Here is a 20,802-nt window from a genome sequence, read left to right as displayed (position 1 = left end):
GACATGGCCCGGTCTTATGAAGAACAGACCCGCATCGACCTGGCGGCGACCTTTCGTATCATCGCCCATCTCGGAATGCACGAGGCGGTGGCCAACCACTTTAGCGCGGCCCTCTCGGCGGACGGCAAAAAATTCCTGCTGAACCCGAAATGGAAACACTTTTCGCGCCTCCGCGCCAGCGACCTGCTGCTGCTGGACGCCGATGATGAAGCCTGCGCCCGGCGATCTGACGTCGACGCCACGGCGTGGGCGATTCACGGGCAAATCCACCAGCGCCTGCCGGAGGTGCGGGTGGTGCTGCACCTGCATCCGGTGTATACCACCAGCGTCGCTTGCCTCGAGACGCCGCATATCCCGCCGATCGATCAGAATACGGCGCGCTATTTTAATCGGCTGGCCGTCGATACGTTATACGGCGGTATGGCGGATACCACGGCGGAAGGCGCGCGTCTGGCGGCGCTGCTGGCCGATAAGCGCCGGCTGCTGATGGGCAATCACGGCGTGCTGGTGACCGCGCCGTCGATTGGCGAGGCTTTCGATGATATCTGGACCCTGGAGCGCGCCTGTCAGATTCTGGTGACCGCCTGGTCAACGGGGCAGCCGCTGAAGGTGCTCTCCGCTGCGGTAGCGGAGAAAACCGCGCAGGATTGGGAGGGGATCGCCGACTTTTCACGCCAGCATTTTGAAGAGATGAAGCAGATGATGATCGACGCCGACCCGTCATTGCTGGACTGACGGCTTACTCCCGGAGAAAAACGCCCGGTGGCGGCTGGCGCCTTACCGGGCCTGCAGGGTCGTGCCGGATTCAAGGCGCCGAGCAGCTTGTAGCCCCGGTAAGACATCAGCCGCCGCCGGGGAACAGGCGGCTAGTAACGCACGCAAACCGACTTCGTTTCGCACCAGTCGTCCAGCCAGTCGGGGCCGAAATCGCGGCCGGTACCGGACTGCTTCATGCCGCCGAACGGCAGATTGGCGTCGATCAGCGTATGGCTGTTGACCCACACCGTCCCCGCCTGCAGGCGGTCGGTGTAGCTCAGCGCCTGAGTCAAATCGCGGGTCCAGACGCTGGCGGTCAGGCCAAAATCGCTGTCGTTGGCCAGGAGCAGCGCCTCTTCGCCATCGGCCACGCGTACCAGATTCACCACCGGGCCGAACACCTCTTCCCGGCACAGGCGCAGCCCGGCGTCGGGGTTAATCACCAGCGTCGGGGCAATATAGTAGCCCTGCGCATCCGGCCCCGCGTGACCGCTAATTAGCTCAGCCTTCTGCTGACGGGCTTCATCAAGATAGGCGGCCACTTTGGCGCAGTGCGCCTGCGACACCACCGGGTTAATCTGGCTGCTCTCGAGCATTCCGGGTCCGACCTGTAGCGACTTCACCGCCTGCTCAAAGCCGCTCACTAGCGTATCGAACAGCGGCGCTTCGATATAAATTCGCGAACTGGCGGCGCACACCTGCCCTTGATTCAGGAAGCTGCCGGTCATTAAGCCCTCAATCACCCACTGCGGATCGGCATCTTTCAGCACGATAGCCGGGTTCTTGCCGCCCAGCTCCAGCGTGACCCGGGTCAGGCGATCGGCGGCCACGCGGGCAATCTGTTTACCGGTAGCGGTCGATCCGGTAAAGCTCACCTTGGCGACCAGCGGATGCGAGGTCAGCGCCGCGCCGCATCCGGCCCCGCTGCCGGTCACTACGTTAAAGACGCCGTCCGGCACGCCCGCCTCGGTTGCCAGTTCCGCCACCCGCAGCAGGGTCAGCGGGGTGGTCTCCGACGGCTTAATGACGATTGAACAGCCAGCCGCCAGCGCGGGCATCACTTTCCACATGCCGATCATCAGCGGGAAGTTCCACGGCACGATCCCGGCCACAACGCCCACCGGCTCCTTTTTGGTCCACGCCTGATAGCGCCCGCCCGCCGGGAAGGGAATCGATACGTCTAGGGTGCGGCCGCTGATTTTGGTGGTCAGCCCGGCGGTATAGCGCATCCAGTTCAGGGTGCAGCCCACTTCAAAGGCGCGGGAAATGTTAATCGATTTCCCCTGTTCAAGGGTCTCCAGCTGCGCCAGCTCCTCGCCGTGCTGCTCCACCAGATCGGCGAAGCGCAGCAGGATCCGTTCGCGGTCGGCGGGGGTCCGCCCTGCCCAGCTGCGGGAAACGAAAGCGCGCCAGGCGGACATTACCGCCCGATCGACATCCGCGGCGTTAGCGTCCGCGGTGCTGGCGATAGCCTGACCGGTGGCCGGGTTCCAGACGGTTAAACGCTGTTCACTCTCTGCCGCCTGCTGCGTACCGTCGAGGTACAAACCATGCTGTCTGTCTAAAAACTGCTGCACGCTGGCGAGTAGCGCGACCTGTGATGTGGACATACCCCTTCCTTATTGTTCGCGGATAGTGGTATCAGTCTATGCCGGGGTCGCGATTCACGCTTTTTTCTCTGTGACATTCGTTTTTGCCGCTGTGACAGCCGCCGCAATTAAGTCGATGACGCGGACAGAAAATGTGCAGCAGGTAATAGTTCTTTCATATACTCCGTCTTCTGCCCTTGCCTCCAGCATCATAAATGCAACAATGCAAAAACATTATTATTACAAAGGATGCGCGATGAATACGGCAAATCGTGGGCAGAATTACCAGCATTGGTTAGCAAAAATCAATCAGGTCTGCGGGCAGTTCGCCGCCCGTCCGCTGGATGATCATTTCCACGGTGAGATCGACGCCAGCTATGCCGGCGACCTGAAAGTCAGCACGGTGACCGCCCGCGGCATCAACCTCTACCGTACCCGACAAGAGATCCAGCGCGATAATGACGCCTGGTTTTATACCGTCTTCCAGCTCGCGGGCCAGGCGACGATCGAGCAGGATGGCCGCCAGGCGATGCTGGAGAGCGGCGATATCACCCTGATTGATGCGTCTCGTCCATGCTCGATTATCTGGCAGCAAACCTCGCGCCAGGCCTCCCTGCTGCTGCCAAGATCGCTGCTGGAGCAGCAGCTGCGCGGCAGTGAAATCAGCATCGCTACGCGGCTGGCGAAAAGCCTGCCGATGGTCCAGCTCAGCCAGCGCCTGCTACATGAAAGCATGAACAGCCCTGAACTCTCGGCCAGCGAAAGCAAAGCGGCGCTGGAGGCCATCGTCTGCCTGCTGCGTCCGATGCTGCATCATCAGGAAGCCCAGCCGTCCCGGCGCGATAAGCAGTTTCAGAAAATCATGGCGTTAATCGATGAGTCGATTCAGGCGGAACATCTGCGCCCGGAGTGGCTGGCCAGCGAAACCGGCATGTCGGTGCGCAGTCTTTACCGGCTGTTTGCTGAAAAAGGGCTGGTGGTGGCGCAATATATTAAGAATCGTCGGCTCGATTTGTGCGCCCGCGCGCTGCAAAGCGCCCATGATGATGAAAAGCTCGCGGGGATTGGCTACAGCTGGGGGTTCAGCGATCATAGCCATTTCTCCACCGCCTTTAAGCAGCGTTTCGGCGTCTCGCCGGGAGAGTATCGCAAGCGCTGCCGATAGCTATTTTTTCAGCCATTTGCCGTTAAGGCCCTTCACGTACTCGCCCGGCTGCGCCCTGGCGACCAGCTTCTGCCCGGCCATTTTCGCCACCTGATCCACCGGTAGATTATTGTCATCCGCCAGTTGCTGATAGCTGTCGCTGCGGGCGGCGTTGATCTGCTTCACCAGTTCAAGGGTTTCTTTATCCTGACGCAGCGGTTCAAGATAGCCATTGAGGGTTTCGCCGACCCGCCCCTGCTGGCGAGCTTCATTGAGGGTCAGGGCCAGCGCCTGAGCGCTGAACAGCACCAGCGCCAGCGTCGTGGTTATCAGTCGTATTCTCATCATCGCCTCAGAACAGATCGCTACGCGATTTGAGCAAATTCTCAACGTCTTTATCCAGCTTGATATGAATTTCATGCTCAATTTTGACATTCATATTGATGGTGATCGGCTCTTTCGATGCCGCGATTTCAATACGCGGCGTACAGCCCGCCAGCAGCGCGGTGGCCAGAAAAGCGGCGAATAGTTTGATCATTATTGTTGTTCCTTACAGGTATGACTGTCCTGACAGCGCGGCGCGGGCAGCCTGGCGTTCTGCTCCAGCCACGCCTGCAGATTGTCACCGAAACGCAAGCTGCGCCACAGGTCAAAAATATTCTCTTCATGGGAGTAGTTTAAGTGCACCGTATTACTTTTGCCCTCTACCCGGCTGGTACCGCTAATCGTTGCCTTCAGCGTCAGTACGCCGAGGTTATCGAGGTTGATCCGCGTCCACGATCTGGCCACCTCCATATAGCGCAGCCAGTTAATGGCCGCCCCGGCGGAGACGTTGTCGGCCACCAGCGCGTCCGCGGTGTCTTTATCGAGGCGCATCGTCATCGGCCCCGGATTGCTGAACCAGCCGTCTTTGATTATCCATTTATCGTTATCCAGCCACAGCGGCAGCGCGCCGTTAAACGGGCCAGAGACGGCGAACTGCTTCACTTTAATCGCGCTCACTAATTCGCTGCTGGAGATGTTTTGCAGACGCAGCAGCGCCGGGTCATGCTGCGGCATCCTCAACTGGTGCATGGTCAGCTTGCCGCCGAGAATATCGACGCTGACGTTGCTCAACTGTAAAGGCGCGTCGTCACTCCAGGGCCAGGCGCCCTGGAGATCCGCCGTCAGATTGCGCGCGGTGAACTGGTTGACGACTTCCCCAATGCGCAACGATACCGGATGGCGAGTGCCAAGCTGCCAGGTGCCGTCGCTAAAGCGGAACGGCAGCACAAAATCGACGCCGTTGATCTGGTTATCCGGCATCCAGGCGCTGCCGCCCTTGAGCACACCGTGACCGCCCGCCTCGAAGCCCTGCCCGGCTGCGGCGGAGAATGCCACCTGCGCGTAAAGCGTTCCCTCACGCAGGTTCATCTTCCACTCCGGCGGCAACAGCGGCTGGAAAACGGTCAGCGACTGTTTTGGCCACCATGCCTCGCCGCGCAGACGTTCGCCGTCCCAGCGCCCGGTAACGCGCACGGGGCCAATTTTTTGCGCATGCAGGGAGCCGTTGAACTGGAACCAGGTCGGATCGCGGCCGTCGATATTAAATTTCAGCGTCGACGGCGGCAGTTCGCTGCCGCCGCTGAAGGTGGTTTTCCCGGCATCCAGCGATAGCGCGCCGGTCAGTTTGGGATGCTGCTCATCGCGCAGCCAGTGGATCGGTTTTTCCAGGGTCAGACGCGGCGCGCTCACCAGCATGGAACCGTACTGCAGCTTATCGAACCCGGTCGACAGGCTGTTGAGCACGATGGTGCTGTCGGCCCATTCGCCCGCGCCTTTCACATCCCAGCGCGCCTGCATTGGGGTGAAATGGCCCTCGCCCCAGTAGCGCCACTGCCAGCGGCCATGGTCGGGCATAAAGTTGTCGGCCTGGCCGTCAAGATGCAGGGTAAAATCGCCCATCTCCTGTTCATGGGCGCGTAAAATAGCCTGCAGGCGGCCATCAACGCCCTGCTGCGTCACTTTGACGCCCGCCAGCGGCCAGCGGATTTCATCGATATTCAACGAATCGATGACCCGCCCGCGCGAACGCAGCAGCGCGCCGGGATGAAAGTTGAGCACCGGCGCGGTAAGCGGCCCGCTCAGCTGCGCGGGCAGTTTGGCGTAAAAAATCAGATCGCCGAGCTTAGCCTCGCCGGTCAGCTGTAGCGGCATGTGGCTGCTGTCCGTGCTCAGCTTGCCGGGGCCGATATTCAGCACGGCGTTGCCCTTCCCGGCCTGGCCCTGAGTGAGCACGTTAAGTCGCCCGCTGACCTGCATCTGCTCGGTGCCCTGCTGCCAGTTGCCCAGCGAAAGCGCGACGCGGCCGCTCAACGCGTTGCCCGCGTATTCGGTGTGCCAGCGGCCATCGCTGATGGTGATACGATCCGGAGCGATTTCCCACGGCAGGTCAAGCATCGGCTCCACCTCACCGCGCGGCGTGACCAGCAGTTGCCCGCGGTTCTCTTGCCACTCCAGTTCGGCATCGACCAGGCCGGGAGTTTGTGGAAATTCAAAGGTGCTGAACAGGTGGCCATCGACCGGCAAGCCGTCCGGCACCAGCGGCATCTGAAACTCGCCCACCAGCTTCACCGGCGCCTGATCTTCCACCAGACGCGCGGAGAAGTCGCTGACCGTCAGCGCCTGGCCGCGCAGTCGCGCCTGGAAGGTGACCTCTTTCCCGGCATAGCCGATATCCTGCTGCTGCGGCGTGAGCGACATCACCAGCCGCCCCTGCCATTTATCCCACGGCGACAGGCGCAGGTTGTCAATCGTCAGCCAGCTATAAGGGAGCATTGATTGCCATTCGGCGAGGGTTTTCGGCGCCCCCGGCGCGGCTTCGCTCTCCGGCAGCTTGTTCAGACAGGCGCTGTTAATATCCAGCTCGCCGATATGTAAACGCCAGCGGCTGGGACGCGAGAGCGAGGCATTGGTGACGCGCGCGATTTCGCAGTCGCCGACCAGGTAGCGGAGATCCGGAATGCGCAGCGCAGAGCGCGTCAGGCGCGGGCTTTCATTGAGGGAGATTCGGGTTCCCGTAGGTAGCCAGATACCTGCCAGCGTGGGCACCCAGTGGGTGAGCGTCAATAGCAAAGCCAGCGGTAGCAGCACGAGGGCTAATAATAGCGCGATGGCGGCTTTATATTTACCCTTCATGGGCAGCTAATATCCTGATTCGAAATGAGTAAAAGCCGAGAGGCCGTTATTGTGGCACGTTCGACCTGTGAGTTAAAGTTTCCATCCCGTTTAAGCGTAGTCGTCGCCATGTGATTCTCCAGCGGGTCATTTAGCCGGGGTTTAGTTTTCTCCTGCGACACTGCTTTATACCTGCGAACGTAAACGGATGAGGCTGTGGACTTAATTATCTCGCTGATGGAATACGCTCAGGGCCGCTATTCATTGGTTTTGCTGATGGTTTTCCTGCTGACGTTCGCTAAATCCTGCGCCGTCATCTCGCTGCTGATCCCGGGCACCTCGGGGCTGCTGCTGTTCGGCGCGCTGGCATCGGCCAGCCCGGGGCATTTCCTGTTAATGTGGATGAGCGCCAGCCTCGGCGCTATCGGCGGATTCTGGCTCTCATGGCTGACGGGCCGCCGCTATCGGCGCCATCTGTATCGTATCCGCTGGCTCAATGCCGAGCGCCTCGCTCGCGGCCAGCTGTTTCTGTGCCGCCACGGCGCGTGGGCGCTCTTTTTTAGCCGCTTTCTTTCTCCGCTGCGCGCCACCGTGCCGCTGGTAACCGGCGCCAGCGGCACCTCTTTCTGGCATTTTCAGCTCGCCAACGTCAGCTCCGGGCTGCTCTGGCCGCTGATCCTGCTGGCGCCAGGGGCGTTAAGCCTCAGCTTTTGATGAAAGGTATTGTCTTTTAAAGAGATTTCTTAACACCGCGATATGCTCTAGAATTATTACTATAACCTGCTGATTAAACTAGTTTTTAACATTTGTAAGATTATTTTAATTATGCTACCGTGACGGTATTATCACTGGAGAAAAGTCTTATGAAAATCGCTGTGTATAGTACAAAACAGTACGACAAGAAGTATCTGCAGCATGTTAATGATGCATATGGCTTTGAACTGGAATTTTTTGATTTCCTGCTAACCGAAAAGACCGCCAAAACCGCCAACGGCTGCGAAGCGGTATGCATTTTCGTGAACGATGACGGTAGCCGCCCGGTACTTGAAGAACTGAAAGCCCACGGCGTGAAGTACATCGCGCTGCGCTGCGCCGGGTTCAACAACGTTGACCTCGATGCCGCCAAAGAGCTGGGCCTGCGCGTGGTGCGCGTCCCGGCCTACTCGCCGGAAGCGGTCGCCGAACACGCTATCGGCATGATGATGTCGCTGAACCGCCGCATTCACCGCGCCTATCAGCGTACCCGCGACGCTAACTTCTCTCTGGAAGGGCTGACCGGTTTCACCATGCACGGCAAAACCGCCGGCGTTATCGGCACCGGGAAAATCGGCGTCGCCGCGCTGCGCATTCTTAAAGGCTTCGGTATGCGCCTGCTGGCGTTTGATCCTTACCCAAGCGCCGCCGCGCTGGATATGGGCGTGGAGTATGTCGATCTTGAAACGCTGTACAGAGAGTCCGATGTTATCTCCCTGCACTGTCCGCTGACCGATGAAAACTACCATTTGCTGAACCATGCCGCGTTCGAGCGAATGAAAGACGGGGTGATGATCATCAATACCAGCCGTGGCGCGCTCATCGATTCGCAGGCGGCGATCGACGCCCTGAAGCACCAGAAAATTGGCGCGCTGGGGATGGACGTGTATGAGAACGAACGCGATCTTTTCTTTGAAGACAAGTCTAATGACGTGATTCAGGATGATGTGTTCCGTCGCCTCTCCGCCTGCCACAACGTCCTGTTTACCGGTCACCAGGCGTTTCTGACCGCGGAAGCGTTGATCAGCATTTCGCAAACCACCCTCGACAATCTGCGTCAGGTGGCTGCTGGCGACGCCTGCCCTAACGCGCTGGTCTGATATTCCTTTCCCTTTTGTGCTCCCCCATGGCGGGGGGCACATTCAGATAATCCTCACAGAAATCGCCTGCGATAAAGTTACAATCCCCTTCATTTATTAATACGATAAATATTCATGGAGATTAAATGAACAAGTATGCTGCGCTGCTGGCGGTGGGAATGTTGCTATCGGGCTGCGTTTATAACAGCAAGGTTTCGACCAGGGCGGAACAGCTTCAGCACCATCGGTTTGTGCTGACCAGCGTTAACGGGCAGCCGCTGAATGCCGCGGACAAGCCGCAGGAGCTGAGCTTCGGCGAAAAGATGCCTATTACGGGCAAGATGTATGTTTCAGGCAATATGTGCAACCGCTTCAGCGGCACGGGCAAAGTTTCCGACGGCGAGCTGAAGGTTGAAGAGCTGGCGATGACCCGCATGCTCTGCACGGACCCGCAGCTGAATACGCTGGACGCCACGCTGAGCAAAATGCTGCGCGAAGGCGCGCAGGTCGACCTGACGGAAACGCAGCTGACGCTGGCGACCGCCGACCAGACGCTGGTATATAAGCTCGCCGACCTGATGAATTAATAGTTACCGCAGCTTCCGCCTGCCAGCGCCTGCTCGCTGCAGCGCTTGCCGTTCGGTAAGGCGCACATGCCGATAGCGGAGCCATCAAGCTGGCGGGCAACCGATAACGAGCCGCCAACCATGGCGCAGTTTGCCTGGCCGGAGCTGCTCATCGCGGCGCGCATCCCGGGCGACACGTGCGCCGCCGTCGCCTGCTGAACAGGCTCATCATGACTACTACACGCCGACAGTAACAGCGCAGCACATCCCACTAAAAACGCAGCTCGCATCTTCTCTCCCCCTCAGATACATCTTAAAATGAACAAGCCTAAGGATAATAGGCAGCTCAGCGCGCCGCGTCGAGAGGCGAAGTACGTATTTATGCGCTGTATTAACATTTATTAGCAAATTTTTTTGGCGTCAGAAGCCTCTCAGCATAAGCACATTCATCTCTGTACGACTGAAAAGCATCATAATGAGGCAATAGTTGCCCGACAGTAAAAGATGTAGTGCTTTGTTGTGCAAGAAGATTTCCTCCGCGATAGCACTATTCATAAAGCAGGGGCCGATATTTTTATGAATTGCATATCTTCATCCTTAGTTAAAATTAACGACCTGCGTTATTTTGATGGATTAATCAACGATAATATTAATCACCTGTTTTATCAAAATGCTGAAATGTCTTATCAGAATATTTGATATGAATCAGTTGCTTATTAATACTATTTGGTAAATACTACCTCAGTGACCACTAGTTGTTATGGCAACGCTATATAATATGTTCTGCTAATAGATGTTTTATTTCGTATCAAGAAATCCATTCGGCCCAGCCACACAGGCAATCAGAAATAGCCATTGCGGATGTGTACGCTTTTTTCTCAAGGTTTAGAGACCGGTGCCCATCCTGTATGCCGGTAATAAATCCCCACCTGCTTTCAGCCCTGCCCCAATTCTAATGGTATGACATAAATGGAAGATGCTGCAGAGGTGCCAGCGAAGAGCGCCAGGTTGCTTTATTATCGAATTCAGTGACCGCCTGAACGGCCACTGCTAAGAAAAGGCAGTTACACAGAACGTATGTACAGCCCCGTATATAACCAAATCTAGCTTTTAACAGCAATATCAACGGCTTCCCTGATTGACTTCAGCAATCCTGCTTTATCACGAAGTCCTATAAATTTTCTGTATACAGGCGCCTCCCAATTGCTCCCACATATCACGTTGACACTTAAATTATTTGAACCTTCGTGGAATGACACATCTACTGAAAAATCATTTGGATACTCAACTAATAATATATCTTCATCAATATAGCCTACTGGACCATCGAAATCCGTGATAAATAATGTATCATCAGTCACCACTCCACCTTTGAAATCTATATCTATACGATTGATACTCATTTCATGTACTCCTTGGCTTTTTGCTCCGATATTGGATGAGAGTGAACAACCCCCTGAGACTCTTTAACAACAACCCACTGGGTTTCTTTTCCAGCATAAGCACCAATTACATGATCATATTTTTTCACCTTCCATGTTGGGTGTTTGGCTGTCATTTGCCCATTTTTCCATGCGTCGATATCGATTTCAGCAATATTAACATCTGGTTTGAATTTAGCACTCCCTCCATTAGCTGTTGCATTAACAATATCCTTCCAGGATACACCTTTAGGGGGATAATGCTTGTGCTTATGATTAACTGATTTTGGCAGGCTACTTAACATAACATAAATCGGCTCAACGCCGGTTCCTGTCGCATCAGGTTGCCAGTAGATGAAGTCCTGCAGCGGCGGAACATCGGCTACTGGCAGTGAGGTGGTGACAATACTGTCCGCCTGTTTTACTTCCGTGCCGGTGTGAACCGGCGTCACTGGCACTGGCGTGCTGTTGCCGGTATGGGATGGCGCAGCGGGACCAAATGGTACAGGGTTGATCAGAATGCTCAGTGACGGAGCCCCGTCCACCGCCGGTACCATGATTTTATCAAGTCCGGAGGCCTTGTCGCGTACGCCACTCAGTACCGGTACAGTGGCAGATATGCCGCCTGTGCCAGTTTTCACCAGTTTCAGAGACTGGCGCCCATCCATTTCCATGGTGATAAATCCACGCACCGGCAGGTCAACGCTTTTCATCCCCGGATCGATGATCAGTTTACCAGCTGTAAACAGGCGGGCCTGGGCGGCCATTATCTCAATATCACGCCCGGGAACCTTACTGTCGTTACCGCCACCGGCACGGGGCGAGAAGAATATCGTCGATGCAGCAGCTACCATGGCACCAGCCGTTGTGGCAGTGGCGGCTCCTGCCACGCCCACAACACCCCGCCAGAGGGCTGATGAAATCCAGCCGGAGAATTCAGCGGTAGCCGTTATAACGGCACTGGCTACACCGGGAAGGGCAGCCGGTGCCCGTACCGCCACGGCGGCCATCTGTATCATTCCCGGCGCCCGGTTTAGCAATATTACCCCCGGTTTTAACATCAGAACGGAGACAGCTTTTACCATCTCCTGGGTGTAAACCGGGGTGCCCTGAATACCCACCTTCGCAAAAAGAGCCTTTGGCGCCTCCTCAGCCTTCAGTCGTTCAGCTTCCTCTTTCTCCGCCGCAACCCTGTCAGCTTCAGCCTTTGCTTTTGCAGCGGCCTCATGCGCCCTGGCTTCCTTGAGTTCCCGCTCAACTTCTGCCTGCTGGCGCTGCGCTTCTTCCTGCGCCAGCAGTGCGGCCTGATAAGTTTCCTCAGCCTTTTTAGCTTCCCTCTCCGCCTTTTTTCTGGCTTCGTTCAGTGCTTTTTGACGGCCAATTTGCTCCCCAAGCGCCGCAAGTTCCTGGTTGTTCTGATGTGCAAGGTCGGTGACGCTCGGCCCGGACCTGGCTTTTTGAAGAGCTTTGTCCGTCACGTCTTTCAACTGCTGCATGAGTCTGTCAAGGGATGCCTTTGCTGACTGCTGAGCTGCCGTAGCGGCACGGATTCTTTCCGCCTGCGCCGCCATCGTTTTTTCCAGATTTTCGGTTGACCATTTTGCGGTGGCTTCAATGGCCGCCGAGCATTCAGCCTGAAGACGGGAAAGCGTCTTCTTGCGCTGGTCAGCCAGTATACTGCCGCTACCAGGAACAATATTTGCGTGCCCGCCAGAAAAGCCTGCGCCGCCATCCCCGCCAATCACGGTCATCACCTCTTCACCGTCGGCATTAACGCCGAGGGAAACCATTCCTGGAGGAGCTGGTGTTAGCGGTGCCGGTTGATTTTCAGCCATCATTCTGTCTCCTGTCCGTCGCGGAGCTCCAGATCGGCCAGACGCTGGTCAATATCTGTTCGCGATTCCTGTTCTTGCAGCATCAGAGCTTTGTCTTCCAGACGAGCCTGACGTTCTTCCTTCAGAGCCTCAATAAGAAGTGCTACTACCCCGTTAATATTTAGGCTGAGGGCATCCTTCAGCACACGGCCATCGTTTAAAATCACTTCAGTCCGAGAGACGGTTTGAGGTAGAACAGCCTCCACCTCTTGCGCGATAACGCCAGCTTCGCTAACCCCCTGCTTCAGGTAGGTGTAACCACTGATGCGATTCAGTTTTTCAAACGCATTATCGATTTTTTCAACCTGGGTTTTCATGCGTGCGTCAGAACTGCTGTGCCAGGCGCCATTAGTATAGGCATGACCATCATTACGGAACTCGTACCAGCCCTGCGCGCCACCGTTGGCCACATGTAGGCCGAGAAAATGATGCTGGCCAATACGTTCCGAGTGATAGAGGTCTGCGGATAAATCTCCTGCCCCCTGAATGCATAAACCGTTCGTTATTCTGGCTGCGTTGTTATCTATCTGGCGATAACCTTTCGCGACAAACCATCCGTCTGAATTGCGTTTAACATACTGACCCGCATCAAGTTCATTGTTAGGACGGACGCGAAGCTCATTCCACTTTCCATGCCAGTCACGGTATGAAAGTAATCCGTAATCATCATGACCGGCGTTAACCCGAGCCCCCATAAGCATTCTTGTAACGACGCTGCCAGTCTTGAAATCGGTATACATAGGGGCAGAGTCATAGGTTTGACCGTTAATAAGCGCATCTGGCCCGGTCAATGTGGTAAAAACTCCCGCATTGTGAGAAACCATAGCCCCACCTGAAATATCCACGCCATTACGAAGAGCAACGCGCCCGGTTTTGAGGTTAAAGGATAATGGGCGAAGGGTATTCCATTGCCCGTCTTGCGCCTGCCCTTCAGGGGTGACGAGGGTGTGAAAATCATTCCCGTCATTGCGCAAGACGACTCCCGTTTTGCTACCTGCCAGGCGGAACGCGTTCTGCGATTTAGAAACGACTTCACCATCTGTCACCACACGTTTACGCAATGTGGTCAATGATTTCATTTCTGAAATATCGTCGTTAACGCCATTTAAAACTTGCGCATTACTTTTTTGGTCAACCATTTCTATATTCCTTATCGATGATTTAATTACTTACGGTATGAATAGCTGAATATATTTATCCAGCACTTCCACTTGGATTACTCCATTAACACCTAATTGCAATTCATTTAACTTAATTACCCGTCACGCTCATTCCAGAAAGCATTGAGAGGGTTAAATCATTAGATGTATACATATTCAATTTCTCCAGATTTCGATTACTGAAATGATTAAATTAATAAAACAGAAACTACATAGATACTCGCGTTCGCAACCAGCCATAGATAAACGATTCATTGGCATCATTTCTTTCAGCCAGCTCCAGATAATACTGCCCTTGACTACAGTTTAATGCCCGTAACAGTACAAGCTCTCCTTCGTTTCCTCTGCGAATAAGATAATGGCTCAAGGCATTTAAAGTTCTCGGCCCCATTACACCATCGGTCATAAGATCCGGATAAAGTGCCCCACGATGATTAAACGCATTTAACCAGCGTTGAAGCCATTTACCGGGTAGAACAGGCCCCATATTAACCCCGGCATCACACAGTTTTTCAGCGATCGCGGTAGATATTTCAGCAACATGATCGAACCGGGGCGCAATCCAGTAGTCAGCGTTGAGAATATCCAGCGCCTGCTGGCGCGTCAGTTTTTGCATATCGCCATCATAACCATGAGCCCGCGCGGTGACTTGAGTAATCCCCCAGTTTGTCGGCCCACCTCTATCATCAGCATGATTTACATAACCGCCCTCCTTTTCCAGAATGGCATTAAAAATCTCATCTTTATTCATCTATTCCTCATTTATCGATTAAATGCGCGATATTCCCTCTCACCAGGAGCACGGCAATAAAGACAAAAAAATTCACGGTAACAACCAACCAGTGGGTCGAGGTATACAAGCCGAAGAGATAACGAAACGGTATGCTGGCATAAGTGATGACCAGCAAATATGCCGTATACGATATCCATGGTCGATATCTTCGGTGCCGGACGCGCCGATAAAACATCAAGCTTAGGGTAATAAAAGCGCAGAGCGTTGCGTTTACCAGCGCGGGAAGATCATTTTCCATTCGGGCGCCCACTGTTGTTGCGGGTGAGTATTTTATACAGGTCGCTGAGATCCTGATTATTCAGAAAGGTAAGTATCTTAATAATCAGCGCCGATATCAGTACGGCACCTAACGCATCTAACGGTCTATCACTATATCCTGTCCAGATAGCCAACTTTGTCCCAATTAGCCCGGCGCCCAGGACACCAACAATGAAGGACGTCATAAAATAGGCCACTAGTCTAAAACGCGTTATATTAACCGCCGTCGCCACATAAAATACCGCGCCAGCAAACGCGCCAAATACAACGCCATAATCAATACCTGTCACCAGGCCAAACATACCGGCGCCCATTAATCCACCCGCAACAATTATCGACGTACCGGAAACAGGATCGGACATATACCCTCCCTTCTTTCACTATGAATAATGATGGTAAATAACGAAGCGCAGGGTCATTTTTCCTGGCACTGAGGCGTTACCTCGCCGTTACTTTCTTTCTTCTTTGCAAACCAAGCGCATAAATTGCCCTCTGACAGAGATAGCTGCCTGGTTCTATATAATCGTGTGCAAACTCGTGCTGATAAATAACGGTCGCTCGCACAATCTGTCGTTTATATTCCTCGCGCTGCCAGAAAATATCCTGCGCAACAAATTTAATCGGCAAAGCATCCTCAATACGGCTGGGCGTGTGGTGTCCTCCCTTTGCCTGAATCTGAGCGCGGGAAGGCGTGGGCCGGTGGATGAGATCGGAACTGAGGGTTTGCGGATTTTGTAAGTGGGCTCGCTGCGCGCGGCGTCGGCCGGCGGCGGAGCCATTAAACGCGGTTTTACGGGACATTGCGGTCTCCTTTAATGAGCTTTGGCGGTATGTACCCTTAATGGCTATACCCCAAAGCACATTGCGTCATGGCGCTGGCCTTTCAGCCACGTAGATTCCGTACGGAATCGTTGTATTTCATCATCAAGATGGTGCTGTACATCAGGTTGATGAAAAAAGAACACCTTAAGGTAACTTAAAAATAAATACCCATGGGTATACTTTATGGCGAATAAATCGCAATCCATTGAAAAATGAGAGATATTTTTTAACCTGTTGCCCAGCGACACCATTAAGAGCCGGAAAGGCCGAGGGAGCGCGCTGAACAGGGTGTGGCAGGGTTATGCGGGAAAAGACGCAGGTATGCCCGGCTTACACGCGGCATACCGGGTTAAAACTTATCGGCTGAACTCAGTACGAATGGCGACCTGCGTGGCAATGCACGCCTTTAAACGAAGCGTTTAACGCTGTGGCTATAAATCACGCGACCAATGATCTTCAGATACTGTTCATGGCTTTCGCCAATCGTCCAGTCTGCATATTTACTGTTATCCGAGTGAACAAGCAGGCCATCCGCCGTGAACTGAAGGCGCTTCACCAGCACCGCGCCTTTAAAGGAAAAGACGTAAATGCCGTCGCCTTCAAAGTAGTCTTTCGAGACATCGACAAAAATGTAGTCACCGGTCTCAATGGTGCCGGACATGCTATCGCCGGATACGGTGATCACCTTGATATGCTCTGCGGGCCTGTTACCAAAAAGCCGCAGCGCGCCGGCAGAGTTATAGGTGATACTGCTGACCGTTTCATCAACCTCGCTGGAGACAATGCAGCCCGGCCCGGCGCTGGCCTGGGCATCCAGAACCTCAATGACATATGGCATCTGTGGCGAATCCTCTACCGGTTCTCGCTCAATATCAATATTCCCGGTGATACCGTCCATCCATCCGCGGGGAAGATTGAACGAAGATTCAATAAGTTCGACCATCTCGTCAGCTATCCTTTTCTTTTGCTTTTTGCCTTCGGGGTAGAGCATTCTTGAGACGTAAGAAGGCTCCCGGCCAAGGGTTCGGGCCACATCAACGGCTTTGCCGCCGCATAAATTATCGCGGATATAGAGCAAGCGCTGCCGTCTGATTTCGTATTTATCCATCGCAAAGATTCTAACGCCATTTACCATCAGGTATCTAAAATATAGCAAAACCCAATTAAATTACCTATAGGTAATAAAAAACGGTCTGCTGCGGCTCCTTCGTCGCAGCGGAACCGCAACACTGCTACTTATGGAAAAATGACGCCATTGATTTTGGTGTAGGGTGTCGTTCATACGTGGACACCTATGTAATACGTTGAATTAATTTATCTGAACTATGGATTTTGTCGCTACTGGAGATCAAAAAATCATGTTCCTCCGGGGTCTATACTTAGACAGTAATTCGCAAACCCGGTCCCCCTGCCGGTAACCATGCAGGGAGAAACGAACTTTTACGCTACCGGTGAAATCGCGCCGATAGCGGTTGCGCAGAATGCAGAATAGATAAGCGAGTGCTCAGAAGGTATCAATGGGCATAAAAACATTTTTATCAAACATTTAGCAATGTGAGTATTGATATGATCACTATCGACGGTAATGGCGCGGTTGCTTCAGTCGCGTTTCGCACCAGTGAAGTTATCGCCATCTACCCGATTACGCCCAGCTCCACCATGGCGGAGCAGGCGGACGCCTGGGCCGGCAACGGGCTGAAGAACGTCTGGGGCGATGTTCCCCGCGTCGTCGAAATGCAGTCGGAAGCCGGGGCCATTGGCGCCGTACACGGCGCGCTGCAAACCGGCGCTCTCTCGACCTCTTTTACTTCATCGCAGGGTTTACTGCTGATGATCCCGACGCTGTACAAACTCGCCGGTCAGCTGATGCCGTTTGTGCTGCACGTCGCCGCACGCACCGTGGCAACCCACGCGCTCTCTATCTTTGGCGATCACTCGGACGTCATGGCCGTGCGCCAGACCGGCTGCGCGATGCTCTGCGCCAGCAGCGTCCAGGAAGCCCAGGATTTTGCGCTGATTTCGCATATCGCTACGCTGCAAAGCCGGGTGCCATTTATACATTTCTTCGATGGTTTCCGCACCTCGCACGAAATCAACAAAATCGCCCCGCTGGCGGACGATACCCTTCTCAGCCTGCTGCCGCAGGATAAAATCGATGAACATCGCCAGCGCGCCCTGAATCCCGAACATCCGGTAATCCGCGGAACCTCAGCTAATCCGGACACCTACTTCCAGTCGCGTGAAGCGACTAACCCATGGTACGACGCGGTTTACGAACACGTTGAAACGGCGATGAACGATTTTGCCGCCGCCACCGGGCGTCAGTACAAACCGTTTGAGTTCTACGGACATCCGCAGGCCGAGCGCGTTATCGTGATTATGGGCTCCGCAATCGGCACCTGTGAGGAAGTGGTTGATGAACTGCTGAGCCGCGGAGAAAAAGTCGGCGTGCTGAAAGTTCGCCTTTACCGGCCCTTCTCCGCCGCGCACCTGCTGGACGTTCTGCCGGAAAGCGCCCGCGCCGTGGCGGTCCTCGATCGCACCAAAGAACCGGGCGCCCTGGCTGAACCGCTGTATCTCGACGTGATGACCGCGATGGCGGAAGCCTTTAACCGCGGCGAGCGGGAAACGCTGCCGCGTACCATTGGCGGCCGCTACGGTCTCTCATCAAAAGAGTTCGGACCGGAGTGCGTGCTGGCGATTTTCAACGAACTGAGCGCAGCCAAACCCAAGCCGCGCTTTACCGTTGGCATCTACGATGACGTCACCAACCTTTCCCTGCCGCTGGTAGAAAATACCCTACCGTCGGAGGCGAAGCTGGAAGCCCTGTTCTACGGCCTCGGCAGCGACGGCAGCGTCTCGGCCACCAAAAACAATATCAAGATTATCGGTAACTCGACGCCATGGTTCTCGCAGGGCTATTTCGTCTATGACTCGAAAAAAGCCGGCGGCCTGACGGTCTCTCACCTGCGCGTCAGCGAGAAGCCGATTCGTTCTTCCTATCTTATTTCGCAGGCCGATTTCGTCGGCTGCCACCAGCTACAGTTTATCGACAAGTATCAGATGGTTGAGCGCCTGAAGCCCGGCGGTATTTTCCTGCTCAATACCCCATACAGCGCCGAAGAAGTCTGGTCGCGCCTGCCGCAGGAAGTCCAGGCCACGCTGAATCAGAAAAAAGCGCGGTTTTATATCGTTAACGCGGCCAAAATCGCCCGCGAGTGCAGCCTTGGCGCGCGCATCAACACCGTTATGCAGATGGCGTTTTTCCATCTGACGCAGATCCTGCCGGGCGATAGCGCGCTGGCGGAACTGCAGGGCGCGATTGCGAAAAGCTACAGCAGTAAAGGCCAGGAACTGGTCGAACGCAACTGGCAGGCGCTGGCCCTGGCCCGCGAGTCGCTGGCGGAAGTGCCGTTACAGCAGGTCGATGCCAACAGCCCGAACCGCCCGCCGGTCGTCTCCGACGCCGCGCCGGATTTCGTCAAAACCGTGACCGCCGCCATGCTGGCCGGACTCGGCGATGCGCTGCCGGTTTCCGCCCTGCCGCCGGACGGTACCTGGCCAATGGGCACCACCCGCTGGGAAAAACGCAATATCGCTGAAGAGATCCCTATCTGGAAGGAAGAGCTTTGCACCCAGTGCAACCACTGCGTTGCCGCCTGCCCGCACTCGGCAATCCGCGCGAAAGTGGTCTCCCCGGACGCGATGGAAAGCGCCCCCTCCAGTCTGCACTCCCTGGACGTTAAATCCCGCGATATGCGCGGCCAGAAATACGTTCTGCAGGTCGCGCCGGAAGATTGCACCGGCTGCAATCTATGCGTCGAGGTGTGTCCGGCAAAAGATCGGCAGAACCCGGAGATCAAGGCCATCAATATGATGTCGCGCCTTGAACATGTCGAAGAAGAGAAAGTGAACTATGACTACTTCCTCAATCTGCCGGAAATGGACCGTAGCAAGCTGGAACGTATCGATATCCGCACTTCGCAGCTGATCAGTCCGCTGTTCGAATACTCCGGCGCCTGCTCCGGCTGCGGCGAAACGCCGTATATCAAGCTACTGACTCAGCTCTACGGCGACCGGATGCTGATCGCCAACGCCACCGGCTGTTCATCGATTTACGGCGGCAATCTCCCTTCCACGCCGTACACCACCGATGCCAACGGCCGCGGGCCGGCGTGGGCCAACTCGCTGTTCGAGGATAATGCCGAATTTGGCCTTGGCTTCCGCCTTACCGTCGATCAGCATCGTCAGCGCGTCATGCGTCTGCTATCGCAGTTCGCCGATAAACTTCCGCCCGAACTTAACGATGCGCTGCACGCGGAGGCAACGCCTGAGGTACGCCGCCAACAGGTAGCCGAGCTGCGCAAGGTGCTGGCAAATGAAGAAGGTGCGAAGGAACTGTTAATCGACGCCGACGCGCTGGTCGAGAAATCTATCTGGCTGATCGGCGGCGACGGCTGGGCCTACGATATCGGCTTCGGCGGTCTCGACCACGTGCTGAGCCTGACCGAAAACGTCAATATTCTGGTGCTCGATACCCAGTGTTATTCCAACACCGGCGGCCAGGCATCGAAGGCTACCCCGCTGGGTGCGGTGACTAAATTTGGCGAGCACGGCAAGCGCAAGGCGCGCAAAGACCTTGGGGTCAGCATGATGATGTACGGTCATGTTTATGTGGCGCAGATTTCCCTTGGCGCGCAGCTCAACCAAACGGTAAAAGCGATTCAGGAAGCGGAAGCGTATCCGGGGCCGTCGCTGATTATTGCCTACAGTCCTTGCGAAGAACACGGTTACGATCTGGCGCTAAGCCACGATCAGATGCGCCAGCTGACCGCGACCGGGTTCTGGCCGCTGTATCGCTTTGACCCGCGTCGTGCCGATGAAGGTAAACTTCCGCTGGCGCTGGACTCCCGTCCGCCGTCAGACGCGCTGGCGGAAACGCTCCTGAACGAACAGCGCTTCCGTCGCCTGAACGCGCAGCAGCCGGAAGTTGCGGAGCAGCTATGGAAAGATGCGACCGCGGATCTACAAAAACGCTATGACTTCCTGGCGCAGCTGGCCGGTAAGGCGGAAAAACCCACCAGCGAAAGCTAATTCGCTGCCGTTTTTATCAGCGCATAAAAAAAGCCCGAATATTCATTCGGGCTTGTCGCTTTACCGCTCAATAAAAACCATTCTCAGGAACGGAGGGTAATATAAATTCTTGAATGACAATAAAAGGCATATAACGAGCGGATAATACGATACTAAAATCGATATGTATAATTTTTATTTTGTATATTTCCCACCAAATCATTCATTATAATTATCATCATTTCATCTGAATTATTTATTTTAGATTTTACTCATATCGTAACAATTGATACTTACCATATCTCTATTTGCTCCTTTAGCATGAGTTCACTTCCCAGGAGGAAGCTAAAACAAAAAC

General features: G+C 54.9%; 19 protein-coding genes. 6 read left to right on the top strand and 13 right to left on the bottom strand.

Annotation, left to right across the window (positions count from 1 at the left end; translation table 11 throughout):
• The first annotated feature begins 3 nt into the window (after nucleotides 1–3).
• Nucleotides 4–735 (top strand): class II aldolase and adducin N-terminal domain-containing protein, encoded by a 732-nt coding sequence (locus BWI76_RS12825; protein WP_049090307.1) that lies wholly within the window; start codon nucleotides 4–6, stop codon nucleotides 733–735.
• A 131-nt stretch (nucleotides 736–866) separates the two neighbouring features.
• On the opposite strand, the gene BWI76_RS12820 is transcribed toward BWI76_RS12825, so the two are convergent.
• Nucleotides 867–2,366: an aldehyde dehydrogenase family protein gene (locus tag BWI76_RS12820; protein WP_064371715.1), complete on the bottom strand. Its 1,500-nt coding sequence runs from the start codon at nucleotides 2,364–2,366 to the stop codon at nucleotides 867–869.
• Between the two features lie 235 nt (nucleotides 2,367–2,601).
• Between BWI76_RS12820 and feaR the strand changes: the two genes are divergently transcribed.
• Complete coding sequence (gene feaR, locus BWI76_RS12815) at nucleotides 2,602–3,510, top strand: transcriptional regulator FeaR (RefSeq protein WP_024358350.1); 909 nt, start codon at nucleotides 2,602–2,604, stop codon at nucleotides 3,508–3,510.
• On the opposite strand, the gene BWI76_RS12810 is transcribed toward feaR, so the two are convergent.
• From BWI76_RS12810 to BWI76_RS12800, 3 genes are read right to left on the bottom strand one after another with little or no spacing between them, the layout of a single operon-like run.
• On the bottom strand, nucleotides 3,511–3,834 hold the full coding sequence (locus tag BWI76_RS12810) for a YdbL family protein (RefSeq protein WP_004121062.1): 324 nt from the start codon (nucleotides 3,832–3,834) through the stop codon (nucleotides 3,511–3,513).
• 7 nt (nucleotides 3,835–3,841) lie between these two features.
• Nucleotides 3,842–4,027, bottom strand: a complete 186-nt coding sequence (locus BWI76_RS12805) for a YnbE family lipoprotein (RefSeq protein WP_004121063.1) — start codon at nucleotides 4,025–4,027, stop codon at nucleotides 3,842–3,844.
• Nucleotides 4,027–6,666, bottom strand: coding sequence for a YdbH family protein (locus BWI76_RS12800; protein WP_004139153.1), 2,640 nt, complete (start codon nucleotides 6,664–6,666; stop codon nucleotides 4,027–4,029). The genes BWI76_RS12805 and BWI76_RS12800 overlap by 1 nt, the downstream gene beginning before the upstream one ends.
• A gap of 195 nt (nucleotides 6,667–6,861) precedes the next feature.
• On the opposite strand from BWI76_RS12800, the gene BWI76_RS12795 reads away from it, so the two are divergent.
• The 3 genes from BWI76_RS12795 (at nucleotide 6,862) to hslJ (ending at nucleotide 9,064) form a co-directional block, all read left to right on the top strand.
• Nucleotides 6,862–7,359 carry a DedA family protein gene (locus BWI76_RS12795; RefSeq protein ID WP_004139154.1) on the top strand — a complete coding sequence of 166 codons (498 nt, stop codon included), beginning with the start codon at nucleotides 6,862–6,864 and terminating at the stop codon, nucleotides 7,357–7,359.
• A gap of 149 nt (nucleotides 7,360–7,508) precedes the next feature.
• Entirely contained in the window at nucleotides 7,509–8,498 is a 990-nt protein-coding gene (locus BWI76_RS12790; protein ID WP_004139156.1) for a 2-hydroxyacid dehydrogenase, read from the top strand.
• A gap of 125 nt (nucleotides 8,499–8,623) precedes the next feature.
• The gene (gene hslJ / locus BWI76_RS12785) at nucleotides 8,624–9,064 is read left to right on the top strand and encodes a heat shock protein HslJ (protein ID WP_004139159.1); all 441 of its coding nucleotides are present in this window, start codon (nucleotides 8,624–8,626) and stop codon (nucleotides 9,062–9,064) included.
• Here the strand turns inward: hslJ and BWI76_RS12780 are convergent.
• The 9 genes from BWI76_RS12780 to BWI76_RS12735 all read right to left on the bottom strand — a co-directional run bounded on the left by BWI76_RS12780 (nucleotide 9,061) and on the right by BWI76_RS12735 (nucleotide 16,479).
• Entirely contained in the window at nucleotides 9,061–9,333 is a 273-nt protein-coding gene (locus BWI76_RS12780) for a DUF333 domain-containing protein (protein WP_024358353.1), read from the bottom strand. The genes hslJ and BWI76_RS12780 overlap by 4 nt on opposite strands.
• A gap of 813 nt (nucleotides 9,334–10,146) precedes the next feature.
• Nucleotides 10,147–10,446, bottom strand: a complete 300-nt coding sequence (locus BWI76_RS12770) for a hypothetical protein (protein ID WP_004139169.1) — start codon at nucleotides 10,444–10,446, stop codon at nucleotides 10,147–10,149.
• Nucleotides 10,443–12,302: an S-type pyocin domain-containing protein gene (locus BWI76_RS28500; RefSeq protein ID WP_064371714.1), complete on the bottom strand. Its 1,860-nt coding sequence runs from the start codon at nucleotides 12,300–12,302 to the stop codon at nucleotides 10,443–10,445. Before BWI76_RS28500 ends, BWI76_RS12770 begins: the two co-directional genes overlap by 4 nt.
• The gene (locus BWI76_RS12760; RefSeq protein WP_004139172.1) at nucleotides 12,299–13,477 is read right to left on the bottom strand and encodes a tail fiber domain-containing protein; all 1,179 of its coding nucleotides are present in this window, start codon (nucleotides 13,475–13,477) and stop codon (nucleotides 12,299–12,301) included. The genes BWI76_RS28500 and BWI76_RS12760 overlap by 4 nt, the downstream gene beginning before the upstream one ends.
• A gap of 229 nt (nucleotides 13,478–13,706) precedes the next feature.
• Nucleotides 13,707–14,249: a glycoside hydrolase family 108 protein gene (locus BWI76_RS12755; protein WP_004139174.1), complete on the bottom strand. Its 543-nt coding sequence runs from the start codon at nucleotides 14,247–14,249 to the stop codon at nucleotides 13,707–13,709.
• A 7-nt stretch (nucleotides 14,250–14,256) separates the two neighbouring features.
• The gene (locus tag BWI76_RS12750) at nucleotides 14,257–14,529 is read right to left on the bottom strand and encodes a phage holin family protein (protein ID WP_004139176.1); all 273 of its coding nucleotides are present in this window, start codon (nucleotides 14,527–14,529) and stop codon (nucleotides 14,257–14,259) included.
• Nucleotides 14,519–14,911, bottom strand: coding sequence for a phage holin family protein (locus tag BWI76_RS12745; RefSeq protein ID WP_004139178.1), 393 nt, complete (start codon nucleotides 14,909–14,911; stop codon nucleotides 14,519–14,521). Before BWI76_RS12745 ends, BWI76_RS12750 begins: the two co-directional genes overlap by 11 nt.
• Before the next feature lie 76 nt (nucleotides 14,912–14,987).
• The gene (locus BWI76_RS12740) at nucleotides 14,988–15,350 is read right to left on the bottom strand and encodes a hypothetical protein (protein WP_004139179.1); all 363 of its coding nucleotides are present in this window, start codon (nucleotides 15,348–15,350) and stop codon (nucleotides 14,988–14,990) included.
• A gap of 427 nt (nucleotides 15,351–15,777) precedes the next feature.
• Nucleotides 15,778–16,479, bottom strand: coding sequence for a helix-turn-helix transcriptional regulator (locus BWI76_RS12735; protein WP_004139182.1), 702 nt, complete (start codon nucleotides 16,477–16,479; stop codon nucleotides 15,778–15,780).
• 458 nt (nucleotides 16,480–16,937) lie between these two features.
• On the opposite strand from BWI76_RS12735, the gene nifJ reads away from it, so the two are divergent.
• The gene (gene nifJ / locus BWI76_RS12730; protein WP_004139184.1) at nucleotides 16,938–20,465 is read left to right on the top strand and encodes a pyruvate:ferredoxin (flavodoxin) oxidoreductase; all 3,528 of its coding nucleotides are present in this window, start codon (nucleotides 16,938–16,940) and stop codon (nucleotides 20,463–20,465) included.
• The last annotated feature ends 337 nt before the right edge of the window (nucleotides 20,466–20,802 follow it).

This window comes from Klebsiella sp. M5al, assembly GCF_002090195.1.
GTDB lineage: Bacteria > Pseudomonadota > Gammaproteobacteria > Enterobacterales > Enterobacteriaceae > Klebsiella > Klebsiella grimontii.
This window is presented reverse-complemented; position numbering and strand designations above follow the sequence as displayed.